The sequence below is a fragment of the Bradyrhizobium sp. USDA 4502 genome, assembly GCF_054063355.1.
The window spans coordinates 5,838,676-5,854,225 of the sequence record NZ_JBSSGF010000001.1; the positions used below are offsets into that span (position 1 = coordinate 5,838,676).

The 15,550-nt window shown below is 65.2% G+C and carries 15 protein-coding genes; 8 read left to right on the forward strand and 7 right to left on the reverse strand.

Going from position 1 to position 15,550, the window contains the following annotated elements; genetic code table 11:
* Window positions 1-179 precede the first annotated feature (179 nt).
* From ACVW1B_RS27245 to ACVW1B_RS27275, 7 genes are all read left to right on the forward strand, one after another.
* Window positions 180-1,517 (forward strand): MFS transporter, encoded by a 1,338-nt coding sequence (locus tag ACVW1B_RS27245; protein ID WP_253607067.1) that lies wholly within the window; start codon window positions 180-182, stop codon window positions 1,515-1,517.
* Window positions 1,518-1,848: 331 nt separating this feature from the next.
* Entirely contained in the window at window positions 1,849-2,754 is a 906-nt protein-coding gene (locus ACVW1B_RS27250) for a LysR substrate-binding domain-containing protein (RefSeq protein WP_092089636.1), read from the forward strand.
* Window positions 2,755-2,880: 126 nt separating this feature from the next.
* Window positions 2,881-3,822: a 5-dehydro-4-deoxyglucarate dehydratase gene (kdgD, locus tag ACVW1B_RS27255; protein WP_253607066.1), complete on the forward strand. Its 942-nt coding sequence runs from the start codon at window positions 2,881-2,883 to the stop codon at window positions 3,820-3,822.
* Window positions 3,823-3,866: 44 nt separating this feature from the next.
* Entirely contained in the window at window positions 3,867-5,222 is a 1,356-nt protein-coding gene (gene gudD, locus ACVW1B_RS27260) for a glucarate dehydratase (protein ID WP_253607065.1), read from the forward strand.
* 17 nt (window positions 5,223-5,239) lie between these two features.
* Window positions 5,240-6,688: an aldehyde dehydrogenase family protein gene (locus ACVW1B_RS27265; protein ID WP_456792890.1), complete on the forward strand. Its 1,449-nt coding sequence runs from the start codon at window positions 5,240-5,242 to the stop codon at window positions 6,686-6,688.
* A gap of 188 nt (window positions 6,689-6,876) precedes the next feature.
* Window positions 6,877-8,418, forward strand: coding sequence for a galactarate dehydratase (gene garD / locus ACVW1B_RS27270; protein WP_253607063.1), 1,542 nt, complete (start codon window positions 6,877-6,879; stop codon window positions 8,416-8,418).
* A gap of 93 nt (window positions 8,419-8,511) precedes the next feature.
* Complete coding sequence (locus tag ACVW1B_RS27275; protein ID WP_168857280.1) at window positions 8,512-8,679, forward strand: hypothetical protein; 168 nt, start codon at window positions 8,512-8,514, stop codon at window positions 8,677-8,679.
* Between the two features lie 28 nt (window positions 8,680-8,707).
* On the opposite strand, the gene ACVW1B_RS27280 is transcribed toward ACVW1B_RS27275, so the two are convergent.
* Complete coding sequence (locus tag ACVW1B_RS27280) at window positions 8,708-10,213, reverse strand: CYTH and CHAD domain-containing protein (RefSeq protein ID WP_253607062.1); 1,506 nt, start codon at window positions 10,211-10,213, stop codon at window positions 8,708-8,710.
* A 92-nt stretch (window positions 10,214-10,305) separates the two neighbouring features.
* Window positions 10,306-10,563, reverse strand: a complete 258-nt coding sequence (locus tag ACVW1B_RS27285) for a hypothetical protein (protein ID WP_057016905.1) — start codon at window positions 10,561-10,563, stop codon at window positions 10,306-10,308.
* 218 nt (window positions 10,564-10,781) lie between these two features.
* On the opposite strand from ACVW1B_RS27285, the gene ACVW1B_RS27290 reads away from it, so the two are divergent.
* The gene (locus ACVW1B_RS27290; protein WP_168857282.1) at window positions 10,782-10,958 is read left to right on the forward strand and encodes a hypothetical protein; all 177 of its coding nucleotides are present in this window, start codon (window positions 10,782-10,784) and stop codon (window positions 10,956-10,958) included.
* A gap of 48 nt (window positions 10,959-11,006) precedes the next feature.
* On the opposite strand, the gene ACVW1B_RS27295 is transcribed toward ACVW1B_RS27290, so the two are convergent.
* Genes ACVW1B_RS27295 through leuD form a run of 5 tightly spaced genes read right to left on the reverse strand, consistent with a single transcriptional unit; the run spans window position 11,007 to window position 15,547 of the window.
* Window positions 11,007-11,879, reverse strand: coding sequence for an ABC transporter permease (locus ACVW1B_RS27295; protein ID WP_057016904.1), 873 nt, complete (start codon window positions 11,877-11,879; stop codon window positions 11,007-11,009).
* Window positions 11,876-12,709, reverse strand: a complete 834-nt coding sequence (locus ACVW1B_RS27300; protein ID WP_253607061.1) for an ABC transporter ATP-binding protein — start codon at window positions 12,707-12,709, stop codon at window positions 11,876-11,878. The genes ACVW1B_RS27295 and ACVW1B_RS27300 overlap by 4 nt, the downstream gene beginning before the upstream one ends.
* A complete protein-coding gene (locus ACVW1B_RS27305; RefSeq protein ID WP_141340739.1) occupies window positions 12,706-13,767 on the reverse strand; it encodes an ABC transporter substrate-binding protein in 1,062 nt (353 codons plus the stop codon). Before ACVW1B_RS27305 ends, ACVW1B_RS27300 begins: the two co-directional genes overlap by 4 nt.
* Entirely contained in the window at window positions 13,767-14,900 is a 1,134-nt protein-coding gene (gene leuB, locus ACVW1B_RS27310; protein ID WP_253609891.1) for a 3-isopropylmalate dehydrogenase, read from the reverse strand. The genes ACVW1B_RS27305 and leuB overlap by 1 nt, the downstream gene beginning before the upstream one ends.
* The gene (leuD, locus tag ACVW1B_RS27315; protein ID WP_057016901.1) at window positions 14,897-15,547 is read right to left on the reverse strand and encodes a 3-isopropylmalate dehydratase small subunit; all 651 of its coding nucleotides are present in this window, start codon (window positions 15,545-15,547) and stop codon (window positions 14,897-14,899) included. The genes leuB and leuD overlap by 4 nt, the downstream gene beginning before the upstream one ends.
* Window positions 15,548-15,550: the final 3 nt, after the last annotated feature.

The following is a 15,550-nucleotide window of genomic DNA, read 5'->3' on the forward strand; positions in this document are numbered from 1 at the left end:
CGCCCTTAATAACTGTACTATTGGTACACTAAATACGAAACCCTGGCAATAGCGGCAAAGGTGGAATGACACCGGGCCGATCCATTCAAAATCGGTATGGATCAATACCCGTTTCGGCTTGGACCCATTGTCGTCATGTCTCTAGGACAGACCCCGAGGAAATTTTCGAGGAGGCGCTAATGAGCGCAATTGTGTCCGCCGCAGACACGCGGCGATCCCGCGTCCGGCTCTTGATCGTGACGATGCTGTTTCTCGTCACCACCGTGAACTATGCCGATCGCGCCACGCTCTCGATCGCCGGCCCCGCCCTTTCCAAGGAACTGCATCTCGATCCGGTCGCGATGGGCTACGTGTTCTCGGCGTTCGGCTGGTCCTATGTGGTCGCGCAGGTGCCGTGCGGCTGGCTGCTCGACCGCTTCGGCTCCAAATGGGTCTATGCGATCAGCATCATCGTCTGGTCGATCTTCACCGCAACGCAGGGCCTGGTCGGATTCCTCTCCGCGGGCGCGGCCGTGGTCCTGCTGTTTGCCCTGCGCTTCCTGGTCGGCATCGCCGAGGCGCCGTCATTCCCGGCCAATGCCCGCATCGTCGCCTCCTGGTTCCCCGGCAATGAACGCGGCACCGCCTCGGCCTTCTTCAATTCGGGGCAGTATTTCGCCACCGTGATCTTCGCGCCGCTGATGGGCTGGATCGCCCATGAGTATGGCTGGCGCCATGTGTTCTACGTGATGGGTGCGCTCGGCATCGTCACGGGCATTGCCTGGATCAAGACCATCTACGAGCCCAAGGAACACCCCGCGATCAACGAGGCCGAATTCGACTACATCAAGCAGGGCGGCGCGCTTGTCGACATGGACGCGGCGAAGGCTGGCAAGACTCAGGACAGCGGCCCCAGCTGGGACCACATCCGCCAGCTGCTCGGCAACCGGATGATGCTCGGCGTCTATATCGGCCAATACTGCATCAACACCCTGACCTATTTCTTCCTGACCTGGTTCCCGGTCTATCTGGTGAAGGAGCGCGGGCTCTCGATCCTGCAGGCCGGCTTCGTCGCGACCTTGCCGGCGCTGTGCGGCTTCATCGGCGGCGTGCTCGGCGGGGTGATCTCGGACTATATCCTGCGCCGCACCGGCTCGCTGACCATGGCGCGCAAGATCCCGATCGTCGGCGGCATGCTGCTGTCGATGTCGATCATCGCCTGCAACTATGTCGACGGCCAGGCGCTGGTGGTCGGCTTCATGGCGCTCGCCTTCTTCGGCAAGGGCATCGGCGCGCTCGGCTGGGCGGTCGTCTCCGACACCTCGCCGAAGGAAGCCGGCGGCGTCTCCGGCGGCTTGTTCAACACCTTCGGTAACCTGTCCTCGATCACGACGCCGATCGTCATCGGCTACATTCTGGCCGCCACCGGCTCGTTCAACGGCGCGCTGGTGTTCGTCGGTGCCAACGCGCTGGTCGCGGCGATCGCCTATCTGTTCATCGTCGGCGAGATCAAGCGGGTGCAGCTCAAGGCGGCGTGAGCGCGCTTCACCTCTCCCCGCCTTCCGCGGGGAGAGGTCGAAATTCGCACAGCGAATTTCGGGTGAGAGGCGAAGCAATACGTCTCCGCAGAGACAGTCCTTCCGACTCGTTCGGATCGCGCGTGCACATCGAGGCGGCCGTTGCGCAGAGAGAGCCCCTCACCCCAACCCTCTCCCCGTAAGAACGGGGAGAGGGAGCAGAAAACCAAACGGCGGCTTCGGCCGCCGTCTTTGTCTGCTTGTTTATCTGCTTTTTTGTCTTCTTGGCCAGTGGGAGGCATCGATGCTAGAACGTACAAATCCCCGCGCGATCAATTCCGGGCTTGCATCGATGTTCGACCTGAGCCAGCTCCGCTGCTTTGTCACGGTGGCCGAAGAATTGCACTTCGGCCGCGCCGCGGCGCGGCTCAACATGACGCAGCCGCCGCTGAGCCGGCAGATCCAGGTACTCGAGCACATCATCGACGCGCCGCTGTTGGAACGCACCAGCCGCTCGGTGCGGCTGACGCCGGCCGGACGCAGTTTCCTGCCCGAGGCGCGGCGCATCCTGAAGCTGGCGGAATCGGCCTCGCAGGTGGCCCGCCGCATCGCGCTCGGCAAGACCGGCTCGCTCAAGATCGGCTTCACCGCCGCGGCCGCCTACGGCTTCCTGCCCGACCTGATCGCGGCCTGCCGCTCGCGCCTGCCCGAGGTCGATTTTTCGCTGAAGGAGATGGTCTCCGGCGATCAGTTCGAGGCGCTCACCACCGGGCAGATCGATGCCGGCCTGCTGCGCCCGCCGATCGCGCGGCCGGAATTCGCCAGCCGGCGCGTCGTGGCCGAGCCGTTGCTCGCCGCGATCCCGAAGAAGCATCCGCTGGCCGCGGCCGAGACCGTCAGCATCAAGGATTTCGACGACCAGCCCTTCGTGATGTATTCGCCCTATGAGGCGCGCTACTTCCATGATCTCCTGGTGTCGATGTTCACGCGCGCCGACGTGCTGCCGCGCTATGTGCAGCATCTCAGCCAGATCCACTCGATCCTCGCCATGGTGCGCGCCGGGCTTGGCGTTGCGATCGTGCCGGAAGCGGCCGCCAGCCTGAAGATCGCGGAGGTCAAGCTGAAGCCGCTGAAGCTGCGATCACCCGTGCCGGTCGAGCTGTTCATGGTTTGGCGGCGCGATCACGAGAACCAGTTGCTGCCGCCGCTGATCGAGATCGCAACCGAAATCGCAGCGCCGCATCTGCGCGGCGATTGATGCAGAGTTAGCATCGCTCGATACCGCGTTTGGCTTGGACGCGCATCGAAGCATTCCCTAGAAATTCCGCCATGGACGCGCGCTGCTCGCGCATCCCGTTCCCAGAAACATTCAAGGAGTGGCGCCATGAGCAAGATGACCCCTCAGGAGATGGCCGCTAGAATCGGTGGCGGCCTCCTGTCCTTCCCCGTGACCCCGTTCAACGCGGATTATTCGTTCGACGAGGCGACCTATCGCGCCAACATGGACTGGCTGTGCGGCTATGACGTCGCCGGCCTGTTCGCCGCCGGCGGCACCGGCGAGTTCTTCTCGCTGACGCCAAGTGAAGTTCCGCACGTCGTGAAGATCGCGGTCGACGAGACCAAGGGTCGCGTTCCCGTGCTGGCCGGCACCGGCTACGGCACCGCGATCGCGCGCGAGATCGCTGTCGGCGCCGAGAAGGCCGGTGCCGACGGCCTGCTGCTGCTGCCGCCCTATCTCACGCATGCCGAGCAGGACGGCCTCGCCGCCCATGTCGAGGCGGTGTGTTCGTCGGTCAAGATCGGCGTCATCGTCTACAACCGCGACAATGCGATCCTGCAGCCCGATACGCTGGCGCGCCTCTGCGAGCGCTGCCCGAACCTCGTCGGCTACAAGGACGGCATCGGCGATATCGAGCTGATGACCCGCGTCTACACCCGGCTCGGCGATCGCCTGACCTATATCGGCGGCCTGCCGACCGCGGAGACCTTCGCCCTGCCCTATCTCGACATGGGCGTGACCACCTATTCGTCGGCGGTGTTCAATTTCGTGCCCGAATTCGCCACCAATTTCTACGCCGCGGTGCGCCGGCGCGATCATCAGACCATCCATGCAGGCCTGAAGGATTTCATCCTGCCGCTGATCGCGATACGCAACCGCAAGAAGGGTTATGCGGTGTCGATCATCAAGGCCGGCATGAAGGTGATTGGCCGCTACTCCGGCCCGGTGCGGCCGCCGCTGACCGATCTTACCGAGCAGGAGATCGCCGAGCTCGCGGCGCTGGTAGCAAAGCTGCCGCGGGCCGCCGCGCAGCAGGCGGCAGAATAAGCTGAACGGCCGCGAAAACAGCAAAGGACGAAGGGGAGGAGCAGATGATCCAGGACACGATCCGCACCGGCTTTGCCGGGGCACCCGTTGTCACGGCGATGGAGGTGATCCCGGTCGCCGGCCGCGACGGCATGCTCCTCAATCTGAGCGGCGCGCATGCGCCGTTCTTCACCCGCAACCTCGTTATCCTCACCGACAACTCCGGCCACACCGGCGTCGGCGAGGTGCCGGGCGGCGAGAAGATCAAGAAGACGCTCGAGGACGCAAGCGGCCTCGTCGTCGGCCAGACCATCGGCGCCTGCAACAACATCCTGGCCTCGATGCGCCAGGCCTTCGCCGATCGCGACGCAGGCGGCCGCGGCAAGCAGACCTTCGACCTCCGCATCACCATTCACGCGGTCACCGCGGTGGAATCCGCGCTGCTCGACCTGCTCGGCCAGCATCTCAATCTCCCGGTCGCGGCGCTGCTTGGCGAAGGCCAGCAGCGCTCAAGCGTCGAGACGCTCGGCTATCTCTTCTTCGTCGGCGACCGCAGGAAGACCAACCTTCCTTACGTCGAGGGCGAGACCGGCAAGCCCGACTGGTTCGATCTGCGCCATCAGGTTGCAATGACGCCGGATGCCATCGTGCGCCTCGCCGAAGCGACGCAGGCGCATTACGGCTTTGCCGATTTCAAGCTCAAGGGTGGCGTGCTCAGGGGCGAAGAGGAGATCGAGGCCGTCACCGCAATTGCAAAACGCTTCCCGAAGGCGCGCGTCACGCTCGACCCGAACGGCGCCTGGTCGCTCGACGAGGCGATCCGGCTGTGCAGCAACATGCATGGCGTGCTCGCCTATGCCGAGGATCCCTGCGGCGCCGAGGCCGGCTTCTCCGGCCGTGAGATCATGGCCGAGTTCCGCCGCGCCACCGGGCTGCCGACCGCGACCAACATGATCGCGACCGACTGGCGCCAGCTCTCGCACGCATTGCGGCTTGGCGCAGTCGACATTCCGCTCGCCGATCCGCATTTCTGGACCATGCAGGGCTCGGTGCGGGTCGCGCAGACCTGCCGCGACAACGGCCTGACCTGGGGCTCGCACTCGAACAACCATTTCGATATTTCGCTGGCGATGTTCACCCATGTCGGCGCCGCCGCGCCCGGCAAGGTGACCGCGATCGACACCCACTGGATCTGGCAGGACGGCCAGGCGTTGACGCGCCAGCCGCTGCAGATCAAGGGCGGCAAGATCGCGATCCCGGATCGGCCGGGCCTCGGCATCGAGCTCGATCGCGGTGCCATCGAGGCCGCGAACGCGCTATACAAACAGCATGGTCTCGGCGCCCGCGACGACGCGCTGGCCATGCAGTTCCTGATCCAGGGGTGGACCTTCGACGACAAGCGTCCCTGCCTCGTGCGCTAACAAGAAAGGTTGGAAACATGACCGCTCACCAGAAGAACTTCATCGCCGGCGAATGGGTCGACGGAACAGGCATCACGCGGGACATCAACCCCTCCAACACGACCGATGTCGTCGGCGAATACGCCAAGGCCGACAAGGCGCAGACCGAAAAGGCGATCGCCGCCGCGAAGGCCGCATTCCCGGCCTGGGCGCGCTCGACGCCGCAGGAACGCTTCGACGCGCTGACCAGGATCTCGGTCGAAATCCTCGCCCGCAAGGAAGAGCTCGGCCGCCTGCTCGCCCGCGAGGAGGGCAAGACGCTGCCGGAAGGCATCGGCGAGGTGGCGCGCGCCGGACAGATCTTCGCATTCTTCGCCGGCGAAGCGCTGCGGCTGCTGGGCGAGAAAGGCGCATCGGTGCGCCCCGGCCTCGACGTTGAGATCACCCGCGAGCCCGTCGGCGTCGTCGGCATGATCACGCCATGGAATTTCCCGATCGCAATCCCGGCGTGGAAGATCGCGCCGGCGCTTTGCTACGGCAACACGGTGGTGTTCAAGCCGGCCGAGCTGGTGCCGGGCTCCGCCCATGCACTGTCCGAGATCATCGCGCGTTCCGGCATTCCGGCGGGGGTCTTCAACCTCGTGGTCGGCTCGGGCTCGGTGGTCGGCCAGACCCTGCTCGATCATCCCGATGTCGCAGCGATCTCCTTCACCGGCTCGGTGCAGACCGGCCGCAAGATCGCGCAGGCCTGCGTGCTCTCCAACCCCATGAAGAAGTTCCAGCTCGAGATGGGCGGCAAGAACCCGCTGGTCGTTCTCGACGACGCCGACGTGAAGGTCGCGGTCGAGGTCGCCGTCAACGGGGCCTATTTCTCGACGGGCCAGCGCTGCACCGCGTCCTCGCGCCTGATCGTCACGGCGGGAATTCACGACCGCTTCGTTGCCGCGATGACCGAGCGGATGAAGGGGCTTTCGGTGGATGACGCGCTGAAGAGCGGCGTGCATGTCGGCCCGGTGGTCGACCAGAGCCAGCTCGACCAGGACCTCCGCTACATCAAGATCGGCCAGGATGAAGGCGCCCGCCTGCACTGGGGCGGCGAATTGTTGAACCGCGAGACGCCCGGCTTCTATCTGCAGCCGGCGCTGTTCACCGAGGCGACCAACCAGATGCGCATCGCCCGCGAGGAGATCTTTGGCCCGGTGGCCTGCGTGATCCGCGCCAAGGATTATGAAGAGGCGCTGGCGATCTCGAACGACACCGAGTTCGGCCTCGCCTCGGGCATCTGCACGTCAAGCCTGAAATACGCCTCGCACTACAAGCGCAACAGCGAAGCCGGCATGGTGATGGTCAACCTGCCGACCGCCGGCGTCGACTACCACGTCCCGTTCGGCGGCCGCAAAGGCTCGAGCTACGGCGCACGCGAACAGGGTGCCTATGCCCGCGAGTTCTACACCACGGTGAAGACGGCTTACACGTTCCCGGGCTGAAGCAGTTGGAACAGAGTGCAGCCTCGTAAGACGCCGCGCCCCCTCTCCCGCTTGCGGGAGAGGGTCGGGGTGGGGCTCTCTCCACGAATCATACTGTGGAGAGAGCCCCCACCCGGATCGCATCTTCGATGCGATCCGACCTCCCCCCGCAAGCGGGAGAGGTGAAGTGAAGCCAGGAGGAATACGGCATGGACCAGTCGATCGGCGCGCAGGAGCAGCCCCGCTACATCAAGCTCAACGAGCGCGACAATGTCGCGATCGTCGTGAATGATTTCGGGCTGCCCGCCGGCTCCCGCTTCGCGTGCGGCCTGACGCTGCGTGCTTTCGTGCCGCAGGGCCACAAGACCGCGCTCGAAGACATCGCCGAGGGCGCGCCGATCGTCCGCTATGGCGAGGTGATCGGCACGGCGCTGTCGCCGATCCTGGCCGGTGAGTGGGTCGACGAGGCACGCATCCGCATGCCCGAGGCGCCACCGCTCGATCAGCTCGAGATCGCGACCGCGGTGCCGCCCGCGCTGCCGCCGCTCGAAGGCTTCACCTTCGAGGGCTATCGCAATCCCGACGGCTCGGTCGGCACCAAGAACATCCTCGGCATCTCCTCCTCCGTGCAATGCGTCAAGGGCACGATGGAATATGCCGTGAAGCGCATCCGCGCCGAGCTCTTGCCGAAATATCCCAATGTCGACGACGTCGTGCCGTTGACGCACGCCTATGGCTGCGGCGTCGCGATCACGGCGCCCGACGCCGTGGTGCCGATCCGCACCCTGCAGAATCTCGCGCTCAATCCGAATTTCGGCGGCGAGATCCTTGTCGTCGGACTCGGCTGCGAGAAGCTCGCGCCCGAACGGCTGGTGCCGGAGGGCGTCGGCGATGCCATCGTGCGGATGCAGGACGAGGCGTTTGACGGCTTCGGCGCCATCGTCGACGCCATCATGACCCAGGCCGAGGCCCGGCTGAAGGTGCTCAACGCGCGCAAGCGCGAGACCTGCCCGGCCGCTGACCTTGTGATCGGCCTGCAATGCGGCGGCAGCGACGCGTTCTCCGGCGTCACCGCGAACCCCGCGGTGGGCTTTGCCGCGGACCTCTTGGTGCGCGCCGGCGCGACCGTGATGTTCTCGGAAGTCACCGAGGTGCGCGACGCGATCCAGCTGCTGACCCGCCGCGCCGTCAACGAGGATGTCGGCCGCGCCCTGATCCGCGAGATGGAATGGTATGACGGCTATCTCGCGCGCGGCGGCGCCGACCGCAGCGCCAACACCACGCCGGGCAACAAGAAGGGCGGGCTCGCCAACATCGTCGAGAAGTCGCTCGGCTCGATCGTCAAGTCGGGCTCCGGCCCGATCGCGGGCGTGCTGTCGCCGGGCGAGAAGGCGCGGCAGAAGGGCATGCTGTTTGCGGCGACGCCGGCGAGCGACTTCATCTGCGGCACGCTGCAGCTCGCCTCCGGCATGACCTTGCAGGTGTTCACTACCGGCCGCGGCACGCCCTATGGCCTCGCCGCCGCGCCGGTCATCAAGGTCGCGACCCGCAGCGAGCTGGCACGACGCTGGAAGGACCTGATCGATTTCGACGCCGGCTGCATCGCCACCGGCGAGAAGACCATCGAGGAAACCGGCTGGGACCTGTTCCGCCTGATCCTCGACGTCGCGAGCGGGCGCACCAAGCCGTGGTCGGACCGCTGGGGCATCCACAACGATCTGACGCTGTTCAACCCGGCGCCGGTGACCTGAGCAACCGTGCCTCCTTAACCACCCGTTAGCCACGTCCTGACCGGCCGGGGAACGTCGCAATTCGATTCAAATTGTCCGGGCATGGAGGCACACATGACCCGGACCATCAATGATCTCAGAGATCAGGCCGACCGCGCCGAGCGGCTGGCACGCACCGGCATGGACTCGTTGACGGCCGAGCGCCTGCGTGCCTACGCAGAGGAATGTCGCATCGAAGCGGCCGAGCGGGAGAGGCAGTCGGGGGCATCACCAGCAGCATAGATGTCCGAGGTTCGCCACCACACGCTCGTCAAAATTTCTGGAGTCCTCGCACTTCCTTCGCGGCGACCTTGATCAGCGGCTTGACCGCCTGTTCCTCTCGGCCAAGCACAACGCCCGAGGCAAAGGCGCTGGCGCGCTCTTTCCGATGCGGGGACTTCAGCGTCGCATCGACCGCCAGCTTGCGGTGCGCGACAAAATCGTTGAGCGAGCCAAGCGCATCCTGGACCCGCTTCAGGTGCCTGGACAGCCGCGCGAGTTGCTTGCGTTCACCCTTGCGCGGAAACAGGCTTTCGAAGAAATCGATCGCGTATCTGAGCTTCTTGGCCCTGATGCGCACCTTGTGCCGCTCCCGGGCCGACAGCTCGTCGAGACGCCGGCCATCCTTGCGCAGCTTCCTGATGCGGCGATGCAGCAGCGCGGCGGCGAAGTCCTCGATCGGACCGCCTTCGTCCTCCGCGGCAATGGTCCGCTTTGCCTCGATCCATTGCAACGTGTCGATCAGCATGGAGCGATAGCGCCGCGAATTGACCGCGTGCCTCGCGCCGGCAAATGCACGATCGCGGCGGCCGGAAAACTCCTGCCGGATCGCTTTGCCGCCGCGCCGCAGCAGCGCGTCATGCGATGCTGGCTCGATATCTTCCTTGACGAACACATCAAGCTCGCGCGCCGGCGCGAGCGCGTTGGTGAGCCATTTCAGCTGCGTCTTGATGTCTTCCGTCGGGGCTACGGTGAGGATCTTCGAGAACAGCGAGATCGCGGCGCGCAGCCGCCGCAACCCGACCCGCATTTGGTGAATGCCTTCCGCCTCGCTCTCGCGGACGGCATCGGCATTCGACGAGAAATGACGAAGCGCGGCGCGCGCGATTACCCGAAACGCCGCGCCGGCGGTAAGTCCGGCGTCGAGCACGATGCTCCCGGCGGAGACGACGACATGCTCCTCGCCATCGGCAAGTTCATAGCCGTGTTCGGCTTTCGAACGCAGATCGAGCTCCGCCGCCGCCTTCCGCTCCAGCGCCCTGGCGACCCGGAACAGGTCGAGCGGGCGGCCGCTCTTGAGCTCGAGTTCGACCTCGTCGATTCGGCGCGAACGGTGCCCGGCCGTGGTGCAGCCGCGATCGATCGCGAGTTCGATCTCGCTGCGTTTGGTCCGCAGCGGCACGGTGATACGCCGCACCGACGTCTCGAACACCGGCTTCAGCTTGCGACCCAGCCTGCCAGACGCGAGGTCTTCGAGCGGCGTGCCTTCAGCCTTGTCGAGGTTGAGGTTTCCGTTCGCTAGGTCAGTCTCCCATTCGCCCCGTTCAAACTGCGGACCCGCTCCCGACTTGATAGTCTGAACATAGTTGCCGCCATCCCGCCGCACGCGCAACGTCAGTCCGTGCCGCTTGAGCTTGTGCTTCGCGGTGTCGAAATAAGTCGAGACGAGATCGCTCTCGGATGGTGCACCGCTCTTGCTGCCGGCGACCAGCGGTTTCTTCAGTCCCTTGAGCTTGCGCGCGGGAACGTGGAATTTGAGCTCCGTCTCGGCCGCCATCGTCGCTCCATGCCTGGGGCACCAAGCAAACGTCCGCCGTGACGAGGTCAGCGACGGACGTTCATGCTCACACAAGATCGCCTGAGTTGGCGTCAATCGTCGTCGTTATGGATGACGGTCTTGCTGCGATTGCCGAATTCGTCCCGCTTCTTGATGACCGTGGTCCGGTCATGGCGCGGCTCACGCTCCCTGATCACCGTGGTGCGATCACGATCGCGATCGCGATATTCGGGTGCCCGACCAACCGTTACGCCTGCGCCGACGGGACCTGCGCGGACACCGATATCATCGGCGAACACAGGCGATGCGATCGCGGTCACCATGGCCGCGGTTAGCAGATACGTCCTCATGCCGTCTCTCCTCCTCCAGTTGCGACGTGAAGGAGGAACGTCGAGTGCGACGCACCGTTCCTGTATCGACCGTGCTGCAATTGCTCACGCTCAGTCGCGAAATATCGCGCCGGGAACTCGCTGAACAGGCATTCATCTGTGTGGCGAAATACCCATGTTCCACGCGTTGAATAGCCTGAATTGATGTCCCACGTCCTTAACTAATAGGAGGACGTTCCATGAAACAGTCACAGCACTTCCGCGACAATGCGGAGAACTGCGCGCAACTTGCCGAGCGTGCCGACGACGGGCCGACCTACAATCGCTTCAAGCGAATGGAAGCGGCTTGGCGCGCGCTGGCAAAGGAACAGGACTGGCTCGACGGCGAGACCTCGCCATCGGAAAATGCAGCCTAGATCCAGCCCGGCCGTGGCGGCAAATGCGACGTCGCCACGGCCCGCGGCCTACTCGGCGCTGCGCTGCCGCTGCCAGCGCAACAGATAGGCCTGCAGCCGCCAGATGATCGCCGACAGCACCACGCCGACCAGCATCAGCACCACGACCGCAACCATCATGCCCGAGGCCTCGCCGCGCGCCTCCGATTCGATGATGAGGCGACCGATGCCGCGCTCGGCGCCGATGAACTCGCCGACGATCACGCCGATCAGCGCGAAGGAGATCGCGGGCGTCAGCGAGGCGAACACCCAGGCCATGGTCGAGGGGATCACCACCGTCCTGGTGATCTGCCACTCGCTGGCACCGAGCAGCCGCGCCGCGTTGGTGAAACCCTCGTCGATCGAGCGGGCGCCCTCGAATGTGTTGAAGAACACCAGGAACACGACGACGATCCACGACGTCACGATCTTGGACATGTCGCCGATCCCGAATGCCAGCACGATGATCGGCGCCAGCGCGATCCGCGGGATCGAATTCACCGCGGTGATGAAGGGCTGAAAGATCGCGCTCAGCCGATCGGATCGTCCCAGGATCAGTCCGGCGACGAAGCCGCTGACCACGCCGGTGACGAAGCCGAAGAAGGTATTCTTCAGGGTAATGGCGGTCGCGGCCCAGAGGTTGTTCTCGTTGCGCGCCAGGCACTTTCCGAAGTCGCCGTTGAACCAGCTGTTGAAGGCGCCGAGCTTCGAGGTCAGGCAGCTCTGGATCAGGAAGTTATCGAAGATCATCGACGGCTTCGAGATGAAGTAGGGATCGAGCAGGTCGGGCACCAGCCAGGGCAGTTTGGTGCGGAGGTCGTAGCCCCATTGCCAGACTGACAGCACGACAACGCAGATCAAGACCTGCCAGCCGACCGTGCCGAGCGTGCCGTACCGTTTCATGTGCTGCGGCCCTTGACGAATTCCTCGCCCAGCGAATGCCAGATGTGCTGGAACATCTCGGCATAATGCGGGGTCTCGCGCACCTTCACCGCATCGCGCGGGCGGTCGAAATCGACCTCGAACATGTCCTTGATCCGGCCCGGCCGCGCCGAGAACAGGATGATGCGGTCGGCCAATGTCAGTGCCTCGCCGAGATCGTGGGTCACGAACAGCACGGTCTGCTGCTCGCGCTCCCAGATCCGAAGCAGCACCTCGTGCATGTCGATCTTGGTGTGGGTGTCGAGCGCGCCGAACGGCTCGTCCATCAACAGGATCTGCGGCTCGACGATCAGCGTCCGCATCAGCGCCGCGCGCTGGCGCATGCCGCCCGACAGCGCCGACGGATAGGCGTTCTCGAATCCCTTCAGGCCGGCCTGCGCGACGCATTCGGCGATGCGCTCGTTCCGTTCGTGAGCCGGCACGCCTGATAACTCCAGCCCGTAGCCGATATTGTCGCCGACGGTCCGCCACGGAAACAGTGTGTCGCGCTGGAACACATAGCCGACATTGGGCGTCGCCTTGCCGGCGACGACGCGCTTGCCGTCGATCAGGATCTCGCCGCCGGTCGGGCGGATCAGCGAGGCGATCATGTTGAGCACGGTGCTCTTGCCGGAGCCCGACGGCCCGAGCAGCGCGACGAACTCGCCGCGGCGGACGTCGAAGGTGACGTCGCGCACGGCCTCGATCGTGGTTTTGGCGAGCTGGAACGACTTGCTCAGGCCCTTGACCTCGACGCGGCGATCGGCCGAGGCGCGCGGCGATACGGTTGCGCTTGTCTCGAGCGCGCTCAACCCGGATAGGCCTTTCGCGCCGCTTCGATCAGGTTCGAATTGACCACATCGGCGATCTTGAGCGGCTTGATGCCGGTCATCTCGCGGAACCAGACCTTCTCGCCGCGAGCGAAGCTCGCGGCGTCGATCGAGCCCTCATAATCCGCGACCTTCTGGATCGACGTGATCTCCAGCAGATTGGCCTCGCGCGAGGTGCTGCCGACATAGGGCTCGATGGCGTCGTAGACCTCGGTCGGCTTGTGAGTCTTGATCCACTGCGAGGCCCGCCACAGCGCGGTGACGTAGGCCTGCATCTTGGCCGGGTCCTTGTCGATGGTGGCTTGCAGCGTGAAATGCGCCGTGACCGGCACCTTGCCGCCGATATGCTTGTTCCAGATCGCCTCGTCGGTGCCATCGAACAGCAATTCGCCCCAGCCCTGCTGCTGTGCCTCGTTCAACAGCGACAGCGAGCTGACGAGGATATCGACCTGCTTCGACTTCAGCGATCCCAGCATGGTGTCGACATTGCCGGTGCCGATCCAGGTCACCTTGTCGTCAAGCCCCATGGTTTCCATGTAATAGGACGACCAGACATGGTTGGTGCCGCCGAGCGAGGAGACCGAGACGATCGGCTTGCGGCCGTCGGGCCGCTTCCATTGCGTGAACGCCTCCAGCGAGTTGATGCCCTGGTCCTTCAGATCCTTGCGGATAATGAACATCACCGAGTTCGATCGCGTGTCGACCGGCAACAGCACGCGCGCGGCGCGGCCGTGATTGGTCAGCTGCATCGGATGGGTGACGTCGCCGATGCCGATATCGCCCTGCGACGAGGCGATGATCTCGCGGGTCTTCACGCCGCTGCCGCCCTGCACCAGCTTGCAGTCGAGCCCGGCCTCCTTGAAGTAGCCTATACGGTCGGCGACGAACTGCGTCTGATAGACTGGCACCGCGACCGGATAGATCGCGCGGCCCGCGGCCGCCTGCGCCCACGCACGCCCGGTCGCCAGCGCGGCGCCGCCGGCGGCGATGACCGTCAGCGCCGATCGCCTTGAAATGTGGGGCATGGTGAGGCGCGCCATCACGCGTGCTCCTTGGCCGAGATCCTGTCGAGTGCGCCGAGCACCGCATCGCCCATCTGGACGGTCGACAGCTTTTTCGCCCCGGCCTCGGCGATATCGGCCGTGCGGGCGCCGGAGGCCAGCGCGGTCTGCACCGCCTTCTCGAGCAGGTCGGCGTCCTCGGGCCGGTTTAGCGTCAGGCGCAGCAGCATCGCGACACTCAGGATCGAACCGAGCGGATTGGCGATGCCCTTGCCCGCGATATCGGGCGCGCTGCCATGCACCGGCTCATAGAGCGCCTTGCGCCGGCCGAAGCGATCGACCGGGCCGAGCGAGGCCGACGGCAGCATGCCGAGCGAGCCCGAAGCCATCGCCGCGCAGTCCGACAGGATGTCGCCGAAGATGTTGCCGGTCACCATCACGTCGAACTGCCGCGGTTCGCGCACGATCTGCATCGCGGCGTTGTCGACATAGAGATGGGTCAGCTCGACGTCGGAGAACTCCTCCTTGTGCAGCTTGATCACCTCCTCCCGCCAGACCACACTGGTCTCCAGCACATTGGCCTTGTCGACCGAGCAGACCTTGTTACGCCGGGTCCGCGCCAGTTCGAAGGCCGAGCGCGCCACGCGGCGGATCTGGTTCGTGGTGTATTGCTCGGTGTTGAAGCCGCGGCGCTGGCCGTCGGGCAGCGTCTCGATGCCGCGCGGCTCGCCGAAATAGATGCCGCTGGTCAATTCGCGGATGATGACGAAATCGACGCCGTCGAGCACCTCGGCCTTGAGCGGCGCGGAGGCCGACAGTGCCGGGCTCGCCACGATCGGCCGCAGATTGGCGTAGAGATCGTATTTGCTGCGCAGCCCCAGCAGACTGCCGGCCTTGCGCGCGGCCGCGGGCACTTCGGTGGTCTCCGGCCCGCCGGTCGCGCCCCACAGGATCGCATCGGCCTCGTCCATCGCCTCGGCGGTGTCCTCGGGCAGCACCTTGCCGGTCGCCAGATACGGGATCAAGCCGTATTGCGCCTCGCGCAGCGTCATCGGCACGTTACGCTTCGCCGCGAACCAGTCGAGCACGCGACGCGACTGCGCGGTGACCTCGGGGCCGATGCCCTCGCCGCCGACGACGGCGACCTTGACCATGTTGGATTGCGTGCTCATGCCGGTGTCCTTGAAGCGGGTGTCGTTGTCGAATGAATCCATGGCCGCGCCGCGCGGTCGGAGGCCTGGAAGGCGTGGATTTCGTCGTCGCGCTGCAGCGTCAGCGCCACCTCGTCGAGCCCCTTCAGCAGCCCCTCGCGCCGCCGCGGATCGATCTCGAACGAATGCCGCGCGCCCGACGGCGAGACGACGGTCTGGGCCTCGAGGTCGATCGAGACCTTGCCCGCGCCCTGCGTCGCCTCGATGTCGGCGGCAAGCTGATCGACCACCGCCTTGTCGACGATGACGGGCAGGATTCCGTTCTGGAAGCAGTTGGCGAAGAAGATGTCGCCGAAGCCGGAGCCGATGATGGCGCGGATGCCGCGCTCCTGCAGCGACCACACCGCGCCCTCGCGCGAGGAGCCGCAGCCGAAATTCGGCCCGGTCACCAGAATCTCCGCCTCGCGGTACGGCTCGCGGTTCAGGATGAACTCCGGATTCTCCGAGCCGTCGGGCAGATAGCGCAGCGAGCCGAACGCCCATTTACCGAGCGTGCCGCGGATCGAATTGCCCACCAGCCGCTCGATGCGGATGATGACGTCGGTATCGATATTGCCGCGCATGATCGGCGCGGCGGTTGCGGTGAGCTTGTCGAACGGTTTTGGCATACT